The sequence below is a fragment of the Shewanella sp. SM29 genome (assembly GCF_025654245.1).
GTDB lineage: Bacteria > Pseudomonadota > Gammaproteobacteria > Enterobacterales > Shewanellaceae > Shewanella > Shewanella oncorhynchi.
The window spans coordinates 66,232-90,265 of sequence record NZ_JAKKRN010000011.1; the positions used below are offsets into that span (position 1 = coordinate 66,232).

Annotated in this window: 17 protein-coding genes; 13 read left to right on the top strand and 4 right to left on the bottom strand. The window is 44.7% G+C overall.

Features of this window, described 5'->3' with window-relative positions:
• Positions 1-55 precede the first annotated feature (55 nt).
• Positions 56-586 carry an endonuclease SmrB gene (smrB, locus tag L5L77_RS09680; RefSeq protein ID WP_263184859.1) on the top strand — a complete coding sequence of 177 codons (531 nt, stop codon included), beginning with the start codon at positions 56-58 and terminating at the stop codon, positions 584-586.
• 99 nt (positions 587-685) lie between these two features.
• Here the strand turns inward: smrB and sixA are convergent, their stop codons facing one another.
• A complete protein-coding gene (gene sixA, locus L5L77_RS09685) occupies positions 686-1,156 on the bottom strand; it encodes a phosphohistidine phosphatase SixA (protein WP_028761045.1) in 471 nt (156 codons plus the stop codon).
• Positions 1,157-1,325: 169 nt separating this feature from the next.
• Here sixA and L5L77_RS09690 point away from each other — a divergent pair, with 169 nt between their 5' ends.
• The 3 genes from L5L77_RS09690 to L5L77_RS09700 all read left to right on the top strand — a co-directional run bounded on the left by L5L77_RS09690 (position 1,326) and on the right by L5L77_RS09700 (position 9,069).
• On the top strand, positions 1,326-4,115 hold the full coding sequence (locus tag L5L77_RS09690; RefSeq protein WP_263184860.1) for an insulinase family protein: 2,790 nt from the start codon (positions 1,326-1,328) through the stop codon (positions 4,113-4,115).
• Between the two features lie 284 nt (positions 4,116-4,399).
• Complete coding sequence (locus L5L77_RS09695; protein WP_263166709.1) at positions 4,400-8,686, top strand: EAL domain-containing protein; 4,287 nt, start codon at positions 4,400-4,402, stop codon at positions 8,684-8,686.
• Positions 8,687-8,793: 107 nt separating this feature from the next.
• The gene (locus L5L77_RS09700) at positions 8,794-9,069 is read left to right on the top strand and encodes a hypothetical protein (RefSeq protein ID WP_258547651.1); all 276 of its coding nucleotides are present in this window, start codon (positions 8,794-8,796) and stop codon (positions 9,067-9,069) included.
• A gap of 310 nt (positions 9,070-9,379) precedes the next feature.
• Here L5L77_RS09700 and L5L77_RS09705 read toward each other — a convergent pair whose 3' ends face one another.
• The 3 genes from L5L77_RS09705 to fadI all read right to left on the bottom strand — a co-directional run bounded on the left by L5L77_RS09705 (position 9,380) and on the right by fadI (position 13,402).
• Positions 9,380-9,580: a hypothetical protein gene (locus tag L5L77_RS09705; RefSeq protein WP_263166705.1), complete on the bottom strand. Its 201-nt coding sequence runs from the start codon at positions 9,578-9,580 to the stop codon at positions 9,380-9,382.
• Between the two features lie 379 nt (positions 9,581-9,959).
• Complete coding sequence (gene fadJ / locus L5L77_RS09710; RefSeq protein ID WP_263184862.1) at positions 9,960-12,086, bottom strand: fatty acid oxidation complex subunit alpha FadJ; 2,127 nt, start codon at positions 12,084-12,086, stop codon at positions 9,960-9,962.
• A 5-nt stretch (positions 12,087-12,091) separates the two neighbouring features.
• Positions 12,092-13,402, bottom strand: coding sequence for an acetyl-CoA C-acyltransferase FadI (gene fadI, locus L5L77_RS09715; protein WP_263184863.1), 1,311 nt, complete (start codon positions 13,400-13,402; stop codon positions 12,092-12,094).
• Positions 13,403-13,664: 262 nt separating this feature from the next.
• Between fadI and L5L77_RS09720 the strand changes: the two genes are divergently transcribed.
• The 9 genes from L5L77_RS09720 to putP all read left to right on the top strand — a co-directional run bounded on the left by L5L77_RS09720 (position 13,665) and on the right by putP (position 23,910).
• On the top strand, positions 13,665-14,621 hold the full coding sequence (locus L5L77_RS09720; RefSeq protein ID WP_028761051.1) for an AAA family ATPase: 957 nt from the start codon (positions 13,665-13,667) through the stop codon (positions 14,619-14,621).
• Positions 14,622-14,645: 24 nt separating this feature from the next.
• Complete coding sequence (locus tag L5L77_RS09725) at positions 14,646-15,599, top strand: DUF58 domain-containing protein (RefSeq protein ID WP_198780411.1); 954 nt, start codon at positions 14,646-14,648, stop codon at positions 15,597-15,599.
• 2 nt (positions 15,600-15,601) lie between these two features.
• On the top strand, positions 15,602-16,246 hold the full coding sequence (locus tag L5L77_RS09730) for a DUF4381 domain-containing protein (RefSeq protein WP_219251529.1): 645 nt from the start codon (positions 15,602-15,604) through the stop codon (positions 16,244-16,246).
• Positions 16,240-17,259 (top strand): vWA domain-containing protein, encoded by a 1,020-nt coding sequence (locus L5L77_RS09735; protein WP_263184864.1) that lies wholly within the window; start codon positions 16,240-16,242, stop codon positions 17,257-17,259. Before L5L77_RS09730 ends, L5L77_RS09735 begins: the two co-directional genes overlap by 7 nt.
• The gene (locus L5L77_RS09740; RefSeq protein ID WP_263184865.1) at positions 17,259-19,253 is read left to right on the top strand and encodes a vWA domain-containing protein; all 1,995 of its coding nucleotides are present in this window, start codon (positions 17,259-17,261) and stop codon (positions 19,251-19,253) included. Before L5L77_RS09735 ends, L5L77_RS09740 begins: the two co-directional genes overlap by 1 nt.
• A complete protein-coding gene (locus L5L77_RS09745) occupies positions 19,247-20,968 on the top strand; it encodes a BatD family protein (RefSeq protein WP_263184866.1) in 1,722 nt (573 codons plus the stop codon). Before L5L77_RS09740 ends, L5L77_RS09745 begins: the two co-directional genes overlap by 7 nt.
• A gap of 72 nt (positions 20,969-21,040) precedes the next feature.
• Complete coding sequence (locus tag L5L77_RS09750; protein WP_168824266.1) at positions 21,041-21,604, top strand: sigma-70 family RNA polymerase sigma factor; 564 nt, start codon at positions 21,041-21,043, stop codon at positions 21,602-21,604.
• Complete coding sequence (locus L5L77_RS09755) at positions 21,597-22,301, top strand: DUF3379 domain-containing protein (protein WP_105252078.1); 705 nt, start codon at positions 21,597-21,599, stop codon at positions 22,299-22,301. Before L5L77_RS09750 ends, L5L77_RS09755 begins: the two co-directional genes overlap by 8 nt.
• A gap of 157 nt (positions 22,302-22,458) precedes the next feature.
• Complete coding sequence (gene putP / locus L5L77_RS09760) at positions 22,459-23,910, top strand: sodium/proline symporter PutP (protein ID WP_105253092.1); 1,452 nt, start codon at positions 22,459-22,461, stop codon at positions 23,908-23,910.
• The last annotated feature ends 124 nt before the right edge of the window (positions 23,911-24,034 follow it).

Genomic DNA, 24,034 nt, shown 5'->3' on the forward strand with positions numbered 1-24,034 from the left:
AAACATTGTAACTGAACTCTATTCAGAAACCATAGGATTCAATAGAATACCCGCCATGAATAAAGACGACGACAAAGAAGGCTTGGCGATGTTCTCAGCGCTTATTGATGGAATTAAACCCATCACGCAAAATAAGCGACACTTTCGCATGCCCTTAAAAAGCAAACAGGAAATAGAACTGAAAGAGCAGCAACTGCATGCTAACAGTTATTTCTCAGATACTTATCAGCCACTACTGCCTGTACAAGGGCCGATGCGTTGGTTAGAAGAAGGTGTTGACAGTTTAGAACTCAAACGCCTCAGACGTGGGGATTACCAGCCAGATTTACTGCTGGATTTACACGGCTATCGCCAATCAGAAGCCAAACTTGAGTTAGCGGCACTGATCCAAGCCTGCGTTAAACAGCAAAGCCTGTGCTGCTGCATTATGCATGGTTACGGCAGTGGCATATTGAAACAACAAGTTCCCATGTGGTTAGTGCAGCATCCTATGGTGAAAGCTTTCCATCAGGCCCCTAAAGAATGGGGCGGCGATGCGGCGTTATTAGTGCTGATTGATATTGGTGAGCAGCCGCATAGACGTTAGCTCGCTATCGGCTTAGGCTTTAACATTTACTATTTAGCGGAAAACGAACGGCCCATTTAATGTGGGCCGTTTGTTTTGTAAAAGAGATATAAACCTAGATTAGCTAATACTATGGGGTGCGTGCTGCCACACGATTGAGGCTTGCTCGGCATGTTTATCAATGAGTGTAATGCCTGACGTCGCGAATAATGGCGGCTCAACGCCAGCCACTAACTCACTGACTAAATAGCCCAGTAACGGCATGTGAGCAATCACGAGTACTTTATCCGCTTTGTATAATTCAGCATAAGCCACAACCAAGGCGGCTACATTGGCGGGATCGCCAGAAGGCACAAGATCATCGGCGACTAACCACTTACGCGGCTCAGGAAAATGCTGACTCAGTTCCTGCCACGTTTGCTGTGCTCGTAAGTAAGGACTAACTAAAACAAGATCGAAATCAGCCACACTGCGAGCTAGCCAGTTGCTCATCAACACAGTATGGTGCCTTCCAACATCGGTCAGTGTTCTGTCTCTATCAGACTGAGCATTAAATCCGGCGTCACCATGTCTCATCAAAAATAGCTGCATACTTCTCTCGCGACTCAAACTTGTTTTTGTTTTATCCCAATTGTAGCCCTAAAATCCGTTTCAACAAACCTCACATGACTTAATCTTTAGTCGATAAACACAAGAGATATTTGCTAAAAACCATTAAGACTATCAATATATAACAAGCTATCGTTATCGGAGTGTCTCTTTGCAAGCCTCTCAGTCCATATATAAAAGTCCAAATGATCACCGCCAGTATCGTTATCTTGTATTAGATAATGCGCTCAGGGTGTTATTGGTTGAAGATCAAGATGCTAGCCAAGCTGCCGCATCTATGGCTGTTGGCGTGGGTCATTTTGATGATCCCGCAGATAGACCCGGCATGGCGCACTTTTTAGAGCATATGCTCTTTCTAGGTACTGAGAAATTCCCAGACTCAGGCGAGTATCACGCCTTTATCAACCAACATGGCGGCAGCAATAACGCTTGGACGGGCACAGAGCACACTAACTTCTTTTTCACCATCAATGAAGAAGTGTTTGCCGACTCCTTAGACAGATTCAGCCAATTTTTTATCGCCCCAAAATTTGATTTAGATTTAGTCGATAGAGAACGCCAAGCAATTGAATCTGAATTTAGTTTAAAACTAAAAGATGATATCCGTCGGACCTATCAAGTACTCAAAGAGACAGTCAACCCACTGCATCCATTTTCGAAATTTTCCGTGGGTAACTTAGTCACCTTAGGCGGAGAACAGGCACAGGTACGTAGTGAATTACTCGATTTCTATCAAAGCCATTACAGCGCCAACTTAATGACCTTGTGCTTAGTCGCTCCGCTTTCCCTTGATGAATTACAAGATTTAGCCTGCCACTATTTTAGTGGGATCCGAAACTTGAACTTAGTGAAAAACTATCCTCAAGTACCACTATTTTCAGAAAAAGAACTGTTGAGGCAAATCGATATTGTGCCGCTTAAGGAGCAAAAACGCTTAAGCATCAGTTTTAATTTCCCAGGAATTGATCACTACTACAAACGTAAGCCTTTGACTTATATCAGCCATATTTTAGGCAATGAGAGTCATGGCAGTCTGTTGTCGTATCTGAAAGAACAAGGATTAGTGAACAACTTGTCTGCGGGCGGCGGTGTAAATGGTTATAACTTCAAGGATTACAGTATCGGTTTACAGTTAACCGATAAAGGGCTAGGCAATCTCGATGAAATTATCAGCTGCTGTTTTGAGTATATTGAACTTATCAAAACCCAAGGCTTAGATGAATGGCGTTATTTGGAGCGTGCAAACCTGCTCAAAATGGCGTTTCGTTATCAAGAGCAAGTTAAATCACTCGATTTAGCCAGCCATCTCAGCATCAATATGCATCACTATGAGGTCGAAGACTTGGTCTTTGGCGATTATCGGATGGATGGGCTGGATATCCCTGAAACCATTGAGCTACTTGAGCTCATGGTGCCACAGAATATGCGTCTGCAGCTTATCGCCCAATCGGTTAAAACCGATCGTAAAGCTAACTGGTATCACACGCCGTACAAAGTCCGCCCAATTGCGCCACAGTCCCTCGCTCGTTGGCAAGTGAACAATATTCGCCCTGAATTACAACTACCGGCTGCAAATCCTTTTATTGTCGCCGACTCGATTGCCCGTCCGGATAAGAGCGATGTTGACGTGCCAGTGATAGTTGCTGAATCAACTGGATACCGCATTTGGCATAAGAAAGATGATGAGTTTAATGTGCCAAAAGGTCACATGTATTTATCGCTGGATTCAGAGCAGGCAAGTAAAACACCAAGGCATGCCGCCCTCACCCGCTTATATGTTGAAATGCTACTCGATTATCTCACCGAGCCAACCTATCAGGCTGAAGTTGCAGGCTTAAGCTATAACATTTATCCGCATCAAGGCGGAATTACACTGCATTTATCGGGCTTTACCGGCAATCAAGAAACGTTATTAGCGCTATTAATCCATAAAGCCAGAGAGCGTAATTTTACCGAAGAGCGCTTTGCCCTCATAAAATCTCAGCTTCTGCGCAGTTGGCAGAATCAAACACAGGCTAAACCGATTTCACAATTATTTACGAGCCTGACTGTTACGCTGCAAAAAAGCAGTTATGAACCAGCACGCATGGCTCAAATGTTGGAAGATATTAGCCTAGAAGATTTACATAACCATGTACGCGCCTTCTACGAAAAGATCTATCTTGAAGGGTTAGTCTACGGGGATTGGTTAGTCTCTGAAGCACAAGCTCTTGGCAAACGTTTAGAGCACATTTTATCCTTAGTTTCGACGCCAAGCGCCGAGTCCACCAGAGAATTAGTGAATTTAACAGGCCAAGGCACGTTACTGAGAGAACTCGCGATAGATCATCAAGATAGCGCAATTATTGTGTATTACCAATCTGCCGTGGCAACACCAGAAAAAATGGCACTATTTAGCTTACTGAATCACACAATGTCGTCCACCTTCTTCCATGAGCTGCGTACTGAAAAACAGTTGGGCTATATGGTAGGCACAGGTTACCTGCCGCTCAATCGTCATCCTGGACTTATTTTCTATATTCAGTCACCCACAACTGGGCCACTGCATTTATTAGAGGCCATCGACGAGTTTATTGCCGACTTTAATTATGCAGTGATGCAAATCACCAACGAAGAATGGGAAAGCACAAAGGTAGGTCTGATTAATCAAATCATGGAGCACGACGCGAACCTCAAAACTCGCAGTCAACGTTATTGGGTCAGTGTCGGCAATAGAGATTATCAATTTAACCAAAGAGAACTCGTCGTAGACGAAATCACTAAGCTCACCCGCACTGATTTACTCAAATTCATGATGCGTAAAATGCGTACTAAGCACAGCGATCGCTTAGTGTTATTTAGCACAGGTGAACAACACAGAACCCAAGCCGCGCTGATGTCAGACAAAATGATCACGGATCTTAAAGTTTTTAAGCAAACGGCAGAAAAGTTTAATTTCTAAACAAAAAACACTTTTGCTCACACATTTGTGAGCAAAGTTAGGTAAACAAACAGAACCGCTACAAATCAGTCCAACTATAGTCGTATCTTTCAGTGTTGGGCGTAATCCTGATGTAAAACATGGCTAGCCCATGTTCTACCACTTCAGCACCGAACAATTTTACTGCATCTACATGCTGTTAAAAGGATTTTCTGCGGACTCTACTTTGACAAACCGCTCACTTTCTGGAAAAGTGATGTAACACAATTGTTTCATGGCATCCTCGGATAATAAGAACAAACACTATGCCTAAAGCACTCTTTAAAATCGTCTTGCTCGCTTTTTTTAGCTTGCATGCATTCGAAGACGTAAACGCATCTCCCTTTTCTGATAAATCTCCTATTATTCTCCAATCACAATCTTTTGGTGTCCCAGAAGGACTTTCCCAAAGCACTGTTACGTCTATCGTTACGGATAATGATGGCTACATTTGGATTGGCACGCTTAACGGACTAAATCGGTTCGACGGAAAAGAGTTTAAACACTTTTATGCTGATAATAGCGCTTCTGGTTTACCCAGCTCTTTTATTCGTAGCCTGCTAATCACTGAAGAAGGTGATCTACTAGTTGGTACTGACAAAGGACTTGCTATATATGATAGAAATGATGAATCACTTAAATTTATCGATGTGAAAAATGAATATTTGAATGGTGAGATATGGAGTTTATCCAACAATGACTTTACTAAAGAGATTTTAGTTGGAACCAATAAGGGCATACTTAGCCTCAACTTAAAAAATAAAGTTCTAAGCTCAGAGTACATAGAAAAAGAATATTTCGAAGTAAAGAAAAGTTTAAACATTGGTGATGAAATATTTATAAAAAGTTATGATGGAATACTTTACAGAATAAATGGCAGTAATAAAGTAAAAATTATTGATAACGTACTTGATATAGAAAAGGAAAATAAAACCCTATATATATCAACAGAAAATGGACTTTACACCTATAGCGATAAAAGGGTATTAAAATTATCAAACAGCAAATATACTTTATTAAGTCGATCCAACAGTGACATTTATGGAATAGATAAAAACAAAATATACTCGGTGAATAACGAGTCCTATCTGATTGGAAAAACGGTAGAGGAGAAAGAAAAAAGTAAGGAAACATATCTATTTTCAACGGCTGATTATCTCATTATAGGAATGAACAACCAAGGTTTTGAAATAATAAGAAAGTCAAACAATCTTGTTTTAAGTACAGATCTAATAAAGGATAATGTTTGGCACATTAGTAAAACATTTGATAGCAAAATATTAGTATCATCTGATGATAGTATTCTTCGATGTTACAACACAGATTTGAATTTAATAAAAACTTATCAAACCGACATTACCGGCTATAAAAACTCCGTAATGACAAAAAACGGAATTTACATTGGAAATGAGAAAGGTGTAATTTTCTTACATAACAATGGCGATATAAGTAACATAATAGAAGGTGAACAGATAACAACTATTGACTTAATCAATGACAATGAAAATATTATAGTTGGAACCGCTTCAGGGAAAGCTTTAATCATAAAAGATAATCTAATTTCAAAAAAAATTACAACTAACAAAAAAGATCCAGTTTTTGAAATCCTTTACATTTCAGATGCTGATATTTATTTAGCAAGCCAAAATGGACTATATCATTACACTGATAGTGAAACTAATAAAATAGCAGACGAACTAACATATAGCATTACAAAATTTAGAAATGAAATTATATTCGGCACTTCAACTGCAATTATGAAGTATAACCCAATCAGCAAAAAATCAAATAAAATTTTCTCCGACAACAAAGAAATTTACTCCATCTTAACTTTGGACAATTACATTTTTGCATCATCCCTGGGGCAAATGATTTTAATTGATGGTGATAGTAATTATATTTTCTCAACAAATAATGGAAGTCAATACGAGTATAATACTCGAAGTAGCGTTATCATTGATAATGAAAATATTTTTTTTGGGGGCATTGATGGTTTAAGCTTGATATCTAAAGATATAATTTTAGATCATATTAGAAACTCACAGCCACCAGAGACCTTCATCTCTGGATTACGTGTTTTCAATTCCATAATAGCTGGAGATGGTGAGTATTTCACAGGTTCAATAAGTAAATCAAAAAGTATACAACTAAAATACTCTGATTATCCATTCACCATAACATTTAACTCACCAACATCAGAACCCTATACTACATCTTATTACTATAAAATGGATGGTCTATCAAATGAATGGATAGCATCAAATAAAATAAACTCAGCAACCTATACGAACTTATCACCTGGTGAGTACATATTCAAAGTTTATGCAGTTGATTCATTAACGCAGAAGAATGGTCCAATAAAAGAATTAAAAGTTATAATTACACCACCTTGGTGGCTATCAACATTAGCAAAGTCAATCTATTTTATTATTATAGTAATAATATTTCTAGGGATTACAAAATCAATTTTAAGAAAACGAGAGGTTCAACGCCAAATAGCGCTCAGCGAAGAAAGATTAAAACTTTCCCTTTGGGGAAGTGGTGATGAAATGTGGGACTGGGACATTGAAACTGGCAACATTTTTCGCTCCAATATCTGGGGAGCTCTTGAATTTCCCCGTGATGGACATCGTTCAGGTAAATCGGATGAAGAGAGTAATATACATCCTATGGATCAAGAACGTGTTCGTGAAGCACTCAATAAGCATTTTTATGGTGAAACAGATCATTTTGAAGCTGCATATAGGGTAAAAGGCAAAGACAACAATTGGGTATGGATCTTAGACCGTGCCAAGATTGTAGAGCGTGATGACAAAGATAATGCCCTGCGAATGACTGGAACGATTAAAAATATTAGTCAATTTAAACAAAAGGAAGAACAGCTAAAACTCTTTGAAAAAGCGATTGAAAACATTTCGGAAGGCATGTTTATCCTCGACAACGAATACCGTTTTGTCGAAGTCAACGAAGCTTGCTGTAAAATTTCATTACGTAACCGAAATGACTTTATTGACAACTTACTCACATTTGATTTATACCCTGAAACCTTCTCCACCCAAATCAGAACCATGTTAAAACAGCAAGGTCGCTGGGCAAATGAAGTCGAAGCCGCCAGAGGAGATAACAGTCACTTCCATATGGAGCTCACTATCGATGCTATCTATGATGAGTTAGGCGAATTGTCACATTATGTTGGTGTTTTTTCTGACATATCAAGACGTAAGCAGCAAGAAGAAGAGCTTAGAAAACTAACCAATAACGATCTCTTAACTGGACTGCCAAATCGCTCCAACTTACAAGTGACCTTAAATAACCTAGTAAATCGAGAAATAGCTCATGCGCTTATGGTGCTTGATCTTGATAATTTTAAACGTATTAATGATTCCCTAGGCCATCAAATTGGGGATACATTATTAAAGCTCGTTGCTACCCGCATTAAGTCCTTACTTCCTAAAAATACCAGTATTTATCGTCTAGGCGGAGATGAATTCGCCATTGTATTAGACAAGGGTTCAGATATAAGCGCCAGTGCAGCAATAGCTAACCGTATTATTGAAGGGCTAAAACCTGCATTTAACGTTAGCAATGAACAGCTAGTCCTAGGATTAAGTATTGGTATAGTGCTGTTCCCAGAAGATGAGCAAAGCGAGCAAGCATTACTGAGAAAGGCTGACATTGCTATGTACCATGCTAAGTCTGCGGGAGGTAATTGCTACCAGTTTTATTCTGAGTCCTTGAACCAACATGCAATTAGGCAATTAGAAATAGAAAATCTTATACGTGAAGGCTTAAAAGATGATCTATTTGAAGTTTATTATCAACCTAAGGTTGATCTTAAAAGCGGTAAAATTGCAGGTATGGAGGCTTTAGTCAGATTAAATCATCCAGTACATGGTTTAATTCCCCCCAATGACTTTATTCCACTTGCTGAAGAAAACGGTTTGATTGTTGAAATTGGTGAAATTGTCTTACGCAAGGCCTGTTTCGCAGCGCAAAAATGGCGTGAACAAGGCATATTCAGCGGCAGAGTCGCCGTCAATTTATCGTCACGTCAATTTGCACTGCCTGATATTCAACAGCGAATAGAGTCAATATTAAGACTCACTAAACTCCCCGCATGTCATCTTGAATTAGAAATAACTGAGGGAACCGTCATTAAACAGCCTGAAACGGCAATTATTGTCATGCAGCAATTGGCTAAAATGGGCGTCAGTTTAGCACTCGATGATTTCGGCACTGGGTACTCGTCCCTTTCATACTTAAAACGCTTTCCTATTCATACTTTAAAAATTGACAAAGCCTTTGTTGACGATATAGATAAATCTGATCGCGATCTCAAAATGGTCGATTCTATTATCACCATCGCCCATAACATGGGGCTTTCTGTTGTGGGTGAAGGCGTAGAACAAGCAGCACAATTGAACATTTTACGGGCACTTAACTGTGAAGAAATTCAAGGCTATATTTTTAGTAAGGCCATAAAAGAGACCGAATTTACTCTGCTACTTCAAGAAGACATAGTAAAGCCAAACACTAAGAGCAACATTACCTAATCATTTAACCCTCAATTTGATATCGACTTACAACATTGGCACAACAAGTGCATCAGCGCTATTAGTGTCAATAATAAATCAATATTAACTACCCTGAGAGAATTAGAATGATTAAAGGAATCCTAGTAACAGTTACTCTATTATCTTCAATTGGCTTTGTAGCAAATAGTCTTGCTCTTCAAGGTTCTCCATATGTGAAATTCAAACCCCTTGAAGTTGCGGGCTCTCCATATGTGAAATTCAAACCCCTTGAAGTTGCAGGCTCTCCATATGTGAAATTCAAACTCCTTGAAGTTGCAGGCTCTCCATATGTGAAATTTAAATACCTTGAAGTTGCGGGTTCTCCATATGTGAAATTCAAACAACTAAAACAAGTTGCATAACATTAATCAGGTTAAGGAGAGTGACTATGCTAAATTCAATCAAAAAAGCACTCGGTTTATCCAAGCCAGCGCGTAAAAAAGTTAAGTTGCCTGAAGGCTTGAATCACCTTGAAGTGATTTCTGCAAAAGGTTGGTGGAACTAATTTAAGTTCTGTAGCCATGATTCTAACTCATGTACAGTGATAGTTAATTAAGCTAGCGCAGCTTAGAAACAATAAAGGGAGCATTGGCTCCCTTTAGTTTTAAGTGAATATAAAAGTACTAACTAATAGTCATGTAGTCATGGATAAATACATAACAGATTGATAAATCAGCTATTTAATATCCATTCCTCACTACAACGGATTTTCCTCAAAGCTAAATGGCGGTGTGTCGTAAAGAGTGGATAAGCCAGAGGCCCGAGCACAAAACCCAGTAATGCCCAATACGTAACAGAAAGGTCTGCGGTAAATGCAGCCAAGCCGAAGTACCAAGCCGAGATTAATGCGATAAAGATAACCAGCAAAGCCACAAACCACCTCTTTAAAAACAACTAAATAAATCATAAATGTAGAGAAATTAATTCCTCATTAAAATGCGGATGCTACTCGCGTAATCTTGGTGATTGATGCACATGTTAAATACGCCATTTTAACGCCAGAATAAAAGGTTCTCCGCATTATGCATAAACGAGCAATACTCATTCCTCGCTGCGCTCTCAGTACAGAACACGTAACACTGAACTCTCGATAAAGGGCTCGGATTATACAAAATCCACATCCCCAATGTGAACACTTTTTAGGCAAAAACATGCCTTGTGGCAATAAAAAAAGCGGCAACAAACTGCCGCTTTTTTGTTCAATTTTGATTGACTAAGACCTAGATTAACTATGACTTAGATTCACTGAAACTTAGAAAAAGTGCGCGTTTTCTTGCGCCATGGTTTTTAAGCGCTCACAAGGTTCGAATCTGTTACCGAATTGACTTTGATAACCTTCAAGGATCTTCACTAAGTTCGCGGCGCCTAAAGTGTCAATATAATGGAATGGGCCACCGAGGAATGGCGGGAAGCCAATACCAAAAATGGCGCCAATATCACCGTCTCTTGGCGATGCAATAATACCATCATCTAAACAACGCACCGCTTCATTGAGCATTTGTACGACACAACGCTCAGCAACCGCTTTTGCGTCTTTATTGGTGCCAGGCTTAATGCCTAACACGCCATAAACACTCTCATCGACGACTTTCGCTTTCTTGCTAGAGTCTTTTTGGCCGTATTGATAAAATCCTTTGCCATTTTTGCGGCCTTTACGATCGTCACCTAAAAGCTTGTCAAATGCGGCTGGCGCTTTAAAACGTTCACCCAATTCTTTTTCAAGGATCGGTGAAATTTTTGCGCCCACGTCGATACCCACTTCGTCGAGCAAAGTAATCGGTCCCACAGGGAAGCCAAATTTCACTAAAGCTTTATCCAAATGCTCAACACTTTGGCCTTCAAGTAGTAATTGCGCGGCCTCATTCATATACAGAGCCAGAATACGGTTCACGTAGAAACCCGCACCATCCTGCACCACTATCGGTGTTTTACCTTGCTTACGGGCAAATGCGACAGTAGTCGCAATGGTTTCTGGTGACGTTTTAGCATGGGCAATCACTTCCACCAGCGGCATTTTTTCCACTGGCGAGAAATAATGCAGACCAATCACGTTCTCGGGACGCGTTGCCGCCTCAGCGATTTGGCTAATTGGCAAAGATGAGGTGTTTGACGCAAAAATAGTGTGCTCACCACACTCACGCTCAATGTCTTTCACCATTTGATGCTTAAGTGCTAAATCTTCAAATACCGCTTCCACAACGATATCGGCATCGTTAACGCCTTTATACTCAGTGGTTGTCGTCATCAGCGCCATTAAGTTGTCACGGGCAGCAGGCGTCATATGGCGGCGCTTTACCCCTTTATCCAACAACTTATAAGCGTAGGCTAATGCATTGCTTAAACCTTTTTCACTGATGTCTTTGACGCGAACAGGGATTTTAGCCTTAGTGGTCGTCACAGAGGCGATGCCTCCGCCCATTAAACCGCCACCTAAGATCACCGCTTTCTTCACTTTACGCGGCGTAGCACCCTCAGCGCCGGTTTCTTTCTTCATTTCTGTGGTAGCAAAGAAAATACTGCGCAGCGCTGCAGATTCTTTTGATACCACTAATTCGGCAAAGTGACTCGCTTCGACTTCTAGCCCTTTTTGCATCCCCTTCGCAATCCCTTGACGCACGCAGTCAATGATCTTGGCTGGTGCTGGATAATTACCTTGGGTTTTCTTTTCGACTTGTTTAGTCGCTTGATCGAAAATAATGTTACGGCCAAAGCTCGTGCCTTCAAGCACTTGATTAACGAGTGACTTTTTAACAGGTTTCGGTGCACGTTTACCAGCAAGCGCCATCTCAACTGCGGTTTGCAGCAAAATGGTCTGCGGTACAACATCATTCACTAAGCCCATTTTCAAGGCTTGTTTAGGACGGATTTGTTTACCGGTCAACATCATGTCTAAGGCGGTGGTAATACCGACTAAACGAGGCAAACGTTGAGTCCCACCGCCGCCAGGTAATAAGCCAAGTTGAACTTCCGGTACGCCGAGCATGGTTTTACCATCGTCGCTACATACCCTTTGATGGCAGGCTAAGGCTAACTCTAAACCACCACCTAAACAGGCACCATGGATTGCCGCCACTACAGGAATTTTTAAGGCTTCTAACTCATTAAAAACCACATGCCCTTGCTGGGATAAGGCTTTGGCATCGGCCGCCGTTTTACAGGCATCGAGCATGGAAATGTCCGCGCCCGCGACGAAAGAATCTTTCTTGCCCGAGATCAGCACGAGTCCACGAATATGAGGATCGCTTTTAATCTCAGCCAGAATCTCACTGATTTCAGGGCCAAACTGTGCTTTTAGGGTGTTCATGGTTTCGCCAGGAACATCCATAGTCAAAATGGCAATGCCGTCGTCGCGGCGGGTTAAATTAAAGGTCTTTTCCATGCCGATTACTCCACTTCCACTATCATAGCCACACCCAAACCACCGGCCGCACAAGCCGTCGTTAAGCCAGTTCCACCACCACGGCGCTTAAGCTCACGACACACTTGGGTGATTAAACGGGTTCCCGTTGCCGCAAAAGGATGACCATAAGCGAGCGAGCCGCCGAGCACGTTAAACTTGCTCATGTCGATTTCGCCAATCGGGCGGTTGCGGCCGAGTTTTTCTTCGGCAAATTTTTTCGAAGCAAACATCTGCATATTCGCTAATGTCTGCGCCGCAAAGGCTTCGTGCATTTCAATCAGAGTAAGATCTTCTAATTCCATTCCAGCACGTTTTAACGCCAGTGGCGTCGCGTAGGATGGCCCCATCAGCATATCTTGCCACACATCAATGGCGCTAAAGGCGTAACTCTTAATGTAACCAATCGGTTGATAACCTAAGGCTTTGGCTCGACCTTCACTCATCAGGATAATCGCTGAGGCACCGTCCGTCAGTGGCGTACTATTGGCCGCCGTCACAGTACCGTGTTGTTTGTCGAATGCAGGGCGCAACTTAGCATATGACTCCAATACTGAGTTTTCGCGGATATTGTTATCGCGATCGATAAACTGCTTATACGGCGGTATATGCGCGACCATAACTTCGTCACGCAAATGGCCCGAAGCCCAAGTTTCGCTCGCTAAGGTATGTGAGCGGTGCGCTAAGGCATCTTGATCGGCACGGCTAATATTGTAGGTTTTTGCCATCTGCTCGGCGGTTTGTCCCATAGACAAGCCCGTTGAGTACTCTGCCACCGCAGGCGGCACAGGTAATAAATCCTTTAAACCTAAACGGCGGAAAATTTGTAACTTTTGCCCAAAGCTACGGGCTTTATTCAGATCGACTAACGCATGGGCTAATTTTTTCGATACACCGATAGGTAATACAGAGGAAGAGTCGGCGCCGCCCGCAATACCGATTTCGATATTACCCGTCATGATAGATTCAGCCACGTTTACGGCAGATTGAAAGCTAGTTGCACAGGCGCGAGTGACACTATAGGCATCGGTCGACACATTCATGCCAGTACCGAGTACGATTTCACGGGCAATGTTAGGTGCAGCCGGCATTTGCACGACTTGTCCATACACTAATTGCTCAATCAGCTTAGGATCGAGTTCAGAGCGCGCCAATAATTCATTGACCACCATTTTGCCCATATCGAGCGCCGATACACCGTGGAATGCCGTGGCTTGCTTTGCAAAGGGCGTTCTTAAACCCGCTACAATGGCGATACGTTCACCCTTGGCGTTCGTAACCTGTTGTCTATCACTCATTTGTCACCCTCTTTATGTGCGCAATCGCTGAGAGATTTCAGGCGGCGCTAGCTATTTCCGTGTTTGACCCATTGTTTTACGGCGAAAAACGCCCAATAACAGGTCTGACCATTAAAGTGTGATCTGATTCTAACTTCTTGTCAGCAAGTTTTAAACACCTGTTTGTTTTTTTAACACTAGCCAAACCCTAAGGGAATTCTTTACCATAGCTGTTGTCTATAGCCCACACACGTATTTTCAACATAATAAAACGAGTAGCATCATGCCTTTGAGTCGCTTCCACGCATTACGCACTTACCTAAATAAGGTTGTTTTAGGGCAGCCAGTATTGACCGAAAATCTGCTCATTGCCTTAATTGCCAATGGCCACTTATTAGTTGAAGGACCACCGGGGCTGGCCAAGACCCGTGCGGTGAAAGCCTTATGTGACGGGGTTGAGGGCGATTTCCACCGCATTCAATTTACCCCAGATCTACTGCCCGCCGACTTAACTGGTACAGATATCTATCGCTCGCAAACTGGCACCTTCGAATTTGAAGCCGGACCGATTTTCCACAATTTAATCTTGGCGGACGAAATTAACCGTGCCCCAGCCAAAGTTCAGTCAGCCTTATTAGAAGCCATGGCCGAAGGCCAAGTCACAGTTGGTAAGCACAGCTATAAGCTACCGCCGCTGTTTTTAGTGATGGCCACCCAAAATCCATTAGAGAACGAAGGCACGTATCCGCTGCCCGAAGCACAGCTTGACCGTTTTCTGATGCACTTAAACCTTGATTACCCAAGCGGTGAGACTGAAATCGAAATTCTGCGTCAATCCCGCAAAGAAGCACTGACCCACGAATTGCCAACCACTGAGCCGATTGCTCAGGCGGATGTGTTTGCCGCCCGTGACGAAGCCATGGAAATCTATCTTGCCGAGCCGCTCGAAAAGTACATAGTCGAAATCGTGATGGCGACCCGTGAGCCTTTACGTTACAGCGAAGACTTAGCTAAGTGGCTTGAGTACGGCGTCAGCCCGCGCGCAACCATTTCATTAGAACGCTGCGCCCGCGCCCGTGCTTGGCTGCACGAGCGAGACTTTGTTTCACCGGAAGACATTCAAGCCGTCGCGCCAAATGTATTACGCCATAGACTCCTACTCAGCTACCAAGCACAGGCCGAAGGTGTCAGCCGCGATCACGTGATCAACCACATCTTAAGTCAAGTTGCAGTACCTTAACGGTGAAGATAAAGGTGAAATAAGATGAGTGACACAGCGCGACTCTCAGCCTCGGTCGATGGCTTGCCGCTTTTTGCCGATGGCTTGCATTTAACCGAGCAAGAGCTGCTGGCGTGCCAAAATATCGCCCGAGCTATGCCTGAGCGTTATAGCCGTGCCCGCGCTAATTTAGCGGGCCATCGCAGCAGCTTAATCAAAGGCCGCGGTATGGAGTTTGCCGAGGTGCGCCACTACCAACAGGGCGACGATGTGCGCACCATTGATTGGCGCGTTACCGCTCGTACGGGCACAACTCACACTAAGTTATTTGTCGAAGAACGTGAGCGCCCTATTTTATTGTTAATCGACTTGAGCCAAAGCCTCTATTTTGGTTCGAGTTTATTGCTGCAATCGGTGCAAGCAGGACACCTTGCGACCACCTTAGGTTGGAATGCGATTAACCATGGCGATCGGCTCGGCGCCTTGATCGCCTGCGAATCTGAGCATTTAGAGCTCAAACCCCGCAGCCGTCGTCAGGGCATATTGCAATTGATCTCAGGCCTGCGCCGTGTGCACGAAAATCAGCTCAATCATGTTGGCACTGGCCAGCGCGATCCTGACCATATCCTGCGTGCCTGTCAGCGATTACAACGTATCGCCAAACCCGGCTCCTTAGTTTGGATAGTGACAGATGGCAGCCATTTTAGTCCCCAATGTATCGCGCCTCTCACCGAGCTTAAGCGTCATTGCGATGTGGGTGCCTATCTTATTACCGATCCTCTGCGTCAAGGTACACTGCCGTTACCGCACAACTTTAATTTGCCGGTACAGGATGGGGATGAGGACTTAGTGCTTACCCGCCACAGTTATCAGGCTTGGCTCGACATTCAGTTGCGTCAGCAAAAGGACTTTATCGCCATGATGCAGCAACTGCGCGTACGCACCCAGCTCATAGATGCGGGTGCTCCCCTAGCCCACCAATTGGAATTATTGCGTTAACTATGGATCCAGCAACAGTGAATTCAGAAATAGCAAATCCACAGGCAGCAGTACCTATGCCTTCTACGGCGTCAAACCCAGCCCTTGCACAACTGCAGGATATTATTCATCCCGATCCGATCGGCGCTTGGCCTTGGGCAATCGGTTATTGGCTGGTTTTAGCACTTGTGATTGCCCTCATCACACTCTTAGTTATCTGGCTAAGAAAACGCGCCCGTGACTTTGCGCCGAAAAAAGCCGCTAAACAGTTACTCAATCAGCTCGATAGACAAGCGACGTCCTATGCCTCTGACGTCAACAGCCTATTAAAGCGCACCGCCATGAGTTACCTCAGCAGAGAAGCAATAGCCTCCTTAGATGGCGAAGCTTGGGCGGCTTGGTTAGACAGCTATTTACCCGAGCATAAACGCCAACATATCGGCCCCTTATTAGCCAAACGCCATCAGGCAACGCCATTGACCTTAGCTGAAGCCAATGAATTGCATCAACTCACACAGGCTTGGTTGGCATCGAAAGCAAAACTGAGTGCGCCTGAGTCGACTCTTGTTTTAGCTAAGGGCTACGTTCAAGCTAGTGGCGACGCTCAAGCTAAAAGCCAAGCGCCAATCCAGCCAGCTGACACCAAACAACCGGAGGCACAATGTTAACAATTGCATGGCCTTGGCTATTGATATTATTGCCTTTACCTTTGATTTTTTGGCGCCAACACACAGTACAAGTGGATGGTGGCCGGCTGCAATTACCCGGAATAAGCCAAACGGGTAAACAAAGCTTAACGGCCAATACGCGTCAGAGCCGCAAACGCTACTGGCTGATGTGGTGCCTGTTAGTGCTCGCTATTGCTCGTCCTCAATGGCTTGGTGAACCTATCGAACTGCCAAGCCAAGGCCGTGATTTGATGATGGCGGTGGATTTATCCGGCAGTATGCAGATTGAAGACATGGTGGTGAATGGCAAAACCGTCGACCGTTTTACCTTGATCCAACACGTGGTCAGTGACTTTATCGAGCGCCGCAAGGGTGATCGTATCGGCTTGATCCTCTTTGCCGATCACGCCTATTTACAGGCGCCGCTCACCCAAGACAGACGTTCAGTCGCGCAATTTTTAAAAGAAGCACAAATTGGCTTAGTCGGTAAGCAAACCGCCATAGGTGAAGCCATCGCGCTGGCGGTAAAACGCTTCGATAAAATGGACGAGAGTAATAGAGTGTTGATTTTATTGACCGACGGTTCTAACAACGCGGGCAATATCGAACCAGAGCAAGCAGCGCAAATTGCCGCTAATCGTAAAGTTACTATTTATACGGTTGGTGTGGGCGCAGATGTAATGGAGCGCCGCACACTCTTTGGCCGCGAGCGGGTTAATCCTTCGATGGATCTGGATGAAAACCAACTTAAGCATATCGCTGACGTCACCCACGGCCGATATTTCCGCGCCCGTAACAGCCAAGAGCTAGACCAGATTTACCAAGAAATCGATAAACTCGAACCCGTGAGTCGCGACCAGTTAAGCTATCGTCCGCAGGTAGATCTGTTCTACTGGCCGCTGGCACTGGCATTACTGACAAGTCTGTGGATTGCCTTAGGTCAATTGCCACTGTTTGCAGCGCGCCGCGTTAAACCCTCTGTCGCAACCACTTCACAGGGGAACATCAAATAATGAGCCTACATTTTATTCGTCCCGAATGGCTACTCGCACTAGTACCGCTAGCCTTAGCCTTGTTGAGTTTATGGCGGCAACACGAGAGCCACAGCGCTTGGAATCGTTATATTGCGCCGCACTTAGCCAAGATATTGATCACCCAGGGCAGCAAGAAATCCCGCCGTCCGTTGCATTTATTAGCCTTCACTTGGTTGATTGCGACCTTGGCACTCGCCGGACCTGCCGTTAATAAACAATCCTTACCTGTGTTTGCCGCCGAGCAAGGCCGCGTACTCGTGATGGACATGTCTGTGTCTATGTTCGCTACCGATCTTGCGCCGAACCGTTTAACCCAAGCCAAATTTAGGGCAACGGATCTCCTGCGTAATCTCAAAGAAGGTGAAACAGGTTTAGTCGCCTTTGCAGGCGATGCCTTTACTATCAGCCCATTAACCCGTGATACCGGCACATTACTCAATTTACTGCCGACGTTAAGTCCTGAGATCATGCCCGTTCGTGGTTCAAACTTAGCGGCAGGCTTGACCCAAGCCAAAACGCTACTGGCTCAGGGTGGCCATATTCGCGGTGATATTATCCTGATGACAGATGGCATAACCGCTGCCCAGTTTGATGAGGCTAACTCGGCATTAAGTGGCACCCAATATCGCCTCGCCGTCGTCGCTTTTGGCACTAGCCAAGGTGCGCCAATCCGTCTACCCGATGGACAATTACAACGCGACAGCAGCAACGAAGTCGTTGTGGCCAGCACTGATTTCGCTCTGCTGCAAAAACTGGCCGTGAATAACAAAGGCGTTCTGATCCAGAATCGCACCGACGGTAATGATCTCGCCCAATTACAGCAATGGTTAAGCGATGCTGGCGATGCGAAAGCCACAGATCTTGATGGTGAAACTTGGCAGGATCTCGGTCCTTACCTCGCCTTATTATTACTGCTACCCGCCCTTTTCAGCTTTAGACAAGGAATCGTGGCCAGTGTTGGATTTATCACTCTTGCTGGCAGCTTACTGCTCGCGGCTGTGCCTCAGCCAGCCCATGCCAGTGTGTGGGACAATGTGTGGAAAACCACAGATCAACAAGCGATGCAGGCCTATCAATCCCAAGATTACGCCAACGCCGCTAAGCAGTTTGAGTCGCCCCAATGGCGAGGCAGCGCCCAATACAAAGCCGGTGATTTTGCGCAAGCACTAAAAACCTTCGAGCAAGATAGCTCAGCCCAGGGCCTCTACAATCAAGGCAATGCGTTGATGCAACTCGGTAAACCCGATAAAGCCAAGGAGCGCTATCAAGCCGCGCTTGAGAAAAAAGCTGATTTCCCTGCGGCGAAGGCCAACCTTGAACTTGCTGAAAAGTTATTGCAAGAACAGCAAGGTAAAAACGAGCAACAGGATAAGAACCAAGATCAACAAGGCGATCAGCAGTCTGGCGACCAACAATCCGGTGACCAAAAATCGCAGGATAAACAGCAATCTGACCAAGATAGCGCTCAGAAAGATAAGCAAGATCAAGCGGGACAAAAGTCTCAGGATCAACAGGACGATGCCGACGCGGATCAAAGCCCTGAACAGCAAAAAACGGATGAGCAACAGTCTGAGCAAGATAAGCAAAATGGCAATGCTCAGGATCAGCAGGATGAAGCCAAGCAGCAAAATGGCGAGCAGGATGCGCAGGAAAATGAGCCTGCAGACAATGAAGCTAAGATGCAAGCGCAGGCTAAAGCCGATGCTGAAGAGCAAAAGTCAACTGAGCAAGAAAAGCAAAGCGTTGCCGCCAAAGAAGCTCCAGAGCAAAATACGCAAGATAAACAAGAGGCTGCTATGAGTGAATCGGTCGAGGCACCGCCAACCAATAGCGAGCCACTGCCCGCAGAAATGCAACGAGCACTGAGGGGCGTGAGTGAAGACCCGCAAGTGTTACTGCGCAACAAGATGCAGTTGGAATATCAAAAACGCCGTCAAAATGGCCAAATATCAAAGGATAACGAACAGTGGTGACGAGACAATTTTTTATCCTGCTACTCCTTGCCATCGGAGTGGCTCATCCCGCCTTTGCACTTAGCAAAATTGAGGCCTCGGTCGATCGCAACCCTGTGATGGAGGGCGAATACTTTGTGCTCAACATCAGTGTCGATGACGAAGTCGATACCGGAAAGCTAGACACATCCGCCCTACTGAAAGATTTTATTGTCGGCCGTACTAGCGTGAGTCGCAGCACGCAAATCATGAACTTCGATGCGGTCAAAGAAACCCGCTGGCAAGTGCTGCTCGCGCCAAAACAACAAGGCCAGTTAACCATTCCAGCCTTTAGTATTGACGGCGTCAGCTCATCGCCTATTCCTCTCAAAGTGGTAGAAACCGGTAGCCAGCCCGCGCAAATGAACAATCTGTTCATTGACGCCAAAGTCTCTACCGACGAAGCCTATGTTGGGCAGCTCATTACCTACAAGGTGAAACTCTATCTGGCGGTAGAATTACAAAGGGGCGTATTGAGTGCACCTGTGATCGAAGGCGCACAGATCAAACAAATCGGAGAAGATAGGGATGGTTCAGAGATAGTCGATGGCCGACGTTACCGCGTGATTGAACGCACCTATGGCATCATTCCCGATTTGCCCGGCCAAGTGAATATCAAAGGTGCAACCTTTGCTGGCGATGTGCTGGTAGAATCCCAACGCCGCGGCGGCATGTTTGGCTTTAATGAAAGCCGCCCAATGCAAGCAGGCGCGCCCTCACTGACAGTTCAAGTGAATCCCGCACCAACAAGTTTCCAAGGCCAATGGCTAGTTGCCGATTTAGTGGCGCTAAAAGAAAACTTCCCTGAAGATATTAAAAAGTTTACCGTCGGTAGCCCTATCACCCGCACTATTACGCTGTTGGCTTCCAATGCCGATGAAAATAGTCTGCCTGATATAGTGCAAACTCTGCCCGATGAACTCAAGTCATACCCAGAAAAACCCCAGCGGCAGACCTTTGTGCGCGATGCACAAATTGTTTCGCAGTACAGTATTACTTCGGCAATCGTTCCCAGCAAAGCGGGCACCTTTACCTTGCCCGAAATCAAAGTGCCTTGGTGGAATCCGCGCCTTAAACGTCAAGAAACTGCAACGCTGCCCGCACGTACCATAATCGTTGAAGGTGGTGCTGTCAGTGATACGCCAGCTCAACCAACATGGGAAACCAACTCCGCGGCCGATAAGGGCTGGTCTTGGCTGACCACGGTTTTTGCTGCTCTATGGCTGGTGACTCTAGTCGCTTGGATTATCACCTTAGTCGCTTGGCGCCGCGCCTTAAAAAATCAAACGGCCGCCCCAATTTCAGTAAACTCTTCAATCAGTTCAGCACAATCAGTGACTGCCTCCGGCTTTAAAGGATTAGAGCAAGCCTGCGCCAGTGGCGATGTGAGCCGGATTATGTTGCAATTGCAGCGATATTTCAGTGAGTTACAGCAAACGCCTATGACATTAGATAAGATTGCTGAGCAGTCACCACAACTGGCAGCAGCGATACAGCAACTGCAAATCAAAGCCTACAGTGCGAAGGCCGATAAGAGCCACCATACTGACAGTGCTAATACGAGCAGTGCGAATTCTAACAATACAAATAGCCACTTAAGCGCCGAATGTACCGCCTTACTTAACGCGGTTAAGGCTTGTGAGCATAAACATTCCGCACCTAAATCAGCGCCATTAAGCCCACTGAATCCTAAGTAAATTAAGGATTTAATGAGAGAGAAGCGAGCTCAACTATGCTAAACATTCAGCCAACAAGCCGAAAAAATAAAAATGTTTGCTAACTGGCGTAAGAAATCCGTCGAGCCCGCGGTCTCTTCTGACATGCTAAGTAAACAACGACGATACAACAGCCTAGTCAAGGCGCTACATGCAGACATCTTCCGCTACGCCTACTGGTTATCCGGCGATAAACACGTGGCTGAAGACATTACCCAAGAAACCTTCTTGCGGGCGTGGCGCTCTTTGGATTCCCTCAAGGATGATAAAGCGGCGAAAGCTTGGCTGATCACGATTCTTAGGCGTGAAAATGCGCGGCGTTTCGAGCGTAAACAGTTCGATTATTCCGACGTTGAGCAAGATACCTTAGAGGACAATATCTCCAATAGCAGTGAAGAGCAGACCGAGCAATATCTGATCCGTCGACAAATTGGCAAGCTGGATATCGAATACCGCGAACCACTCTTACTCCAGCTCATTGGTGGCTTTAGTGGCGATGAAATCGCCGAGCTGATGGAGCTCAATCGCAACACCGTAATGACGCGTTTATTTCGGGCGAGGAGCCAATTGAAAGAATTACTTGAGAAGAATGATGTGAGAGGTCAATCCAATGGATGAGCTTAAATTTAGACGTCAAGCTTATGAAGATCCTCATAATCAAGATGCTGACTTTCTGGCACAAATCAATGCCAAGTCAGAAAACCAAGCCCTAATCAATGAGCTTAAAAACCTTGATGCCAAACTGAGTAACGCATTGAAAGTAGATGTGGCTGAGGATCTCGCCGACAAACTCATTTTGCGTCAGCAGTTACAACAGCACCATAAACAGCGCCGGCAAACGTTTTTTTTAGTGGCCATGGCAGCCTCGGTTGCGTTTGTGGTAGGGATCAGCTTCAGCCTATTACGCTTAGGGCCTATTGATTTGGCTGAACATGCACTGGCCCATGTCTACCATGAAGATATTGCCTTGCATGTCGATCAAAATGTCAATTTTAGTCAAGTCAATGCCCAGCTTGCGTCAATAAAAGACTTTGGCAATGCCAAATTTACCCAACAACCGGGCAAAGTGTATTACACCTCTTATTGCGATTTTCAAGGGGTAAAAAGCCTGCACTTAGTACTTCAGGGCGAACAAAGTAAGGTGACACTCTTTATCGTGCCACTCGAGAAACGTATGGTGTTGGATAAAACCTTCGCCGACGGTAAATATCAAGGAATGGGCTTTGAAACGCCCGATGCATTTATTTTGCTCATAGGTGAGGATCAAGCTGACCTTAGCTATATAAAAGACGAAATCAAGAATATATTTATTTAAGCCATTGTTATAAATTGCATTTAAAAATCAATCTCCGATATTTTCATGTTATCGGAGGTTAGATTTCAATCACACTTACATCTGCTAATGGGCGCACGTTCAAACATCTGGTAGCATGCTTGCCACTTTTAATAATAAAAAGATGGGAAAAGGCAAGATGACGATTGAAACCCCGATTTTAATCACATTTGTTGGTTACTTAGTATTGATGATGGGCATAGGTTTTTGGGCTTACCGTGCTACCGATACTGTTGATGATTATATTTTAGGTGGCCGCAAAATGGGCCCCGCAGTGACCGCACTCAGCGTGGGTGCATCTGACATGTCAGGTTGGCTGTTACTGGGGTTACCCGGCGCAGTTTACTTAAGCGGCTTAGGTGCAGCCTGGATTGGCGTAGGATTAATTATTGGTGCTTGGCTAAACTGGTTATTTGTTGCCAAGCGACTGCGCATTTATACCCAACTCGCCGATAACGCCCTCACTTTACCGGATTTTTTCGAGAAACGTTTCCACGATACCCAAGGCTATCTCAAGCTTGTTTCCGCAATCACTATTCTGGTATTTTTTACTTTCTATGCCTCCTCAGGCATGGTCGGTGGCGCGATTTTGTTTGAGAAAGTCTTTGGGCTTGATTACACCGCAGCCCTCGTGATTGGCTCGGCAATCATAGTCGGTTACACCTTTATTGGCGGTTTCTTTGCCGTGTGTTGGACTGACTTTTTCCAAGGCAGTTTAATGCTCATCGCCCTATTGATTGTCCCTTTTGCCGTTTTCGCTCACCCCGAAAGCCATGCAGGTATTGAAACGATTGATCCCGCAATGTTGGCATTGGTCAATGACAAAACCACTGCCATCGGCATGTTATCTTTGCTCGCATGGGGCCTAGGTTATTTTGGTCAGCCACATATTTTGTCGCGTTTTATGGCGATAGGCAGTGCCGATGCCCTGCCCTTGTCACGCCGTATAGCCATGAGCTGGATGGTGTTATCTCTCATTGGCGCGTTAGCCACAGGTATCGCAGGATCGCTCTATTTCGCCAAAGAGCCATTAGCCAATTCTGAAACGGTATTTATCCATTTAGCTCAAGCGGCGTTTAACCCATGGATTGGTGGGCTATTAATCGCCGCTATTTTATCGGCAATCATGAGTACTATCGACTCACAGCTCTTAGTCTGCTCAAGTGTCATCACCGAAGATTTCTACCGTAAATGGTTGCGCCCAAAGGCCGATGATCGCGAGCTAATGATGGTAGGTCGTTTAGGTGTACTCGCTATCGCTGTAATTGCAGGTGTGATAGCACTCAATCCTGAAAGTAGCGTGCTCAGCCTAGTGAGTTATGCTTGGGCAGGCTTTGGTGCGGCCTTTGGTCCCGTAGTCTTGTTATCCCTGTTTTGGAAGCAATATAGCCGTAATGGCGCTATCGCCACTATTATTGTCGGTGCATTAACCGTGGTGATTTGGAAGCAACTCACTGGTGGCATTTTTGAAGTATACGAAATCCTTCCTGGGTTTATATTCGCGACTATTGCGGGTATTTTAGTCAGTAAATTCTCTGCTCCAAGTGAAAAAGTAACGACAGAGTTCGAACAATTTAAGTCTGCACTCTAATCTAGATATGCTTCCATATGTTAAAAAGCGCACAAGTGTGCGCTTTTTACATTTTGTATCCTTTTAAATGCCCAACACACCATTACAAACCGTTAACTTCAATTGAAACCCATAGCGGTACCCA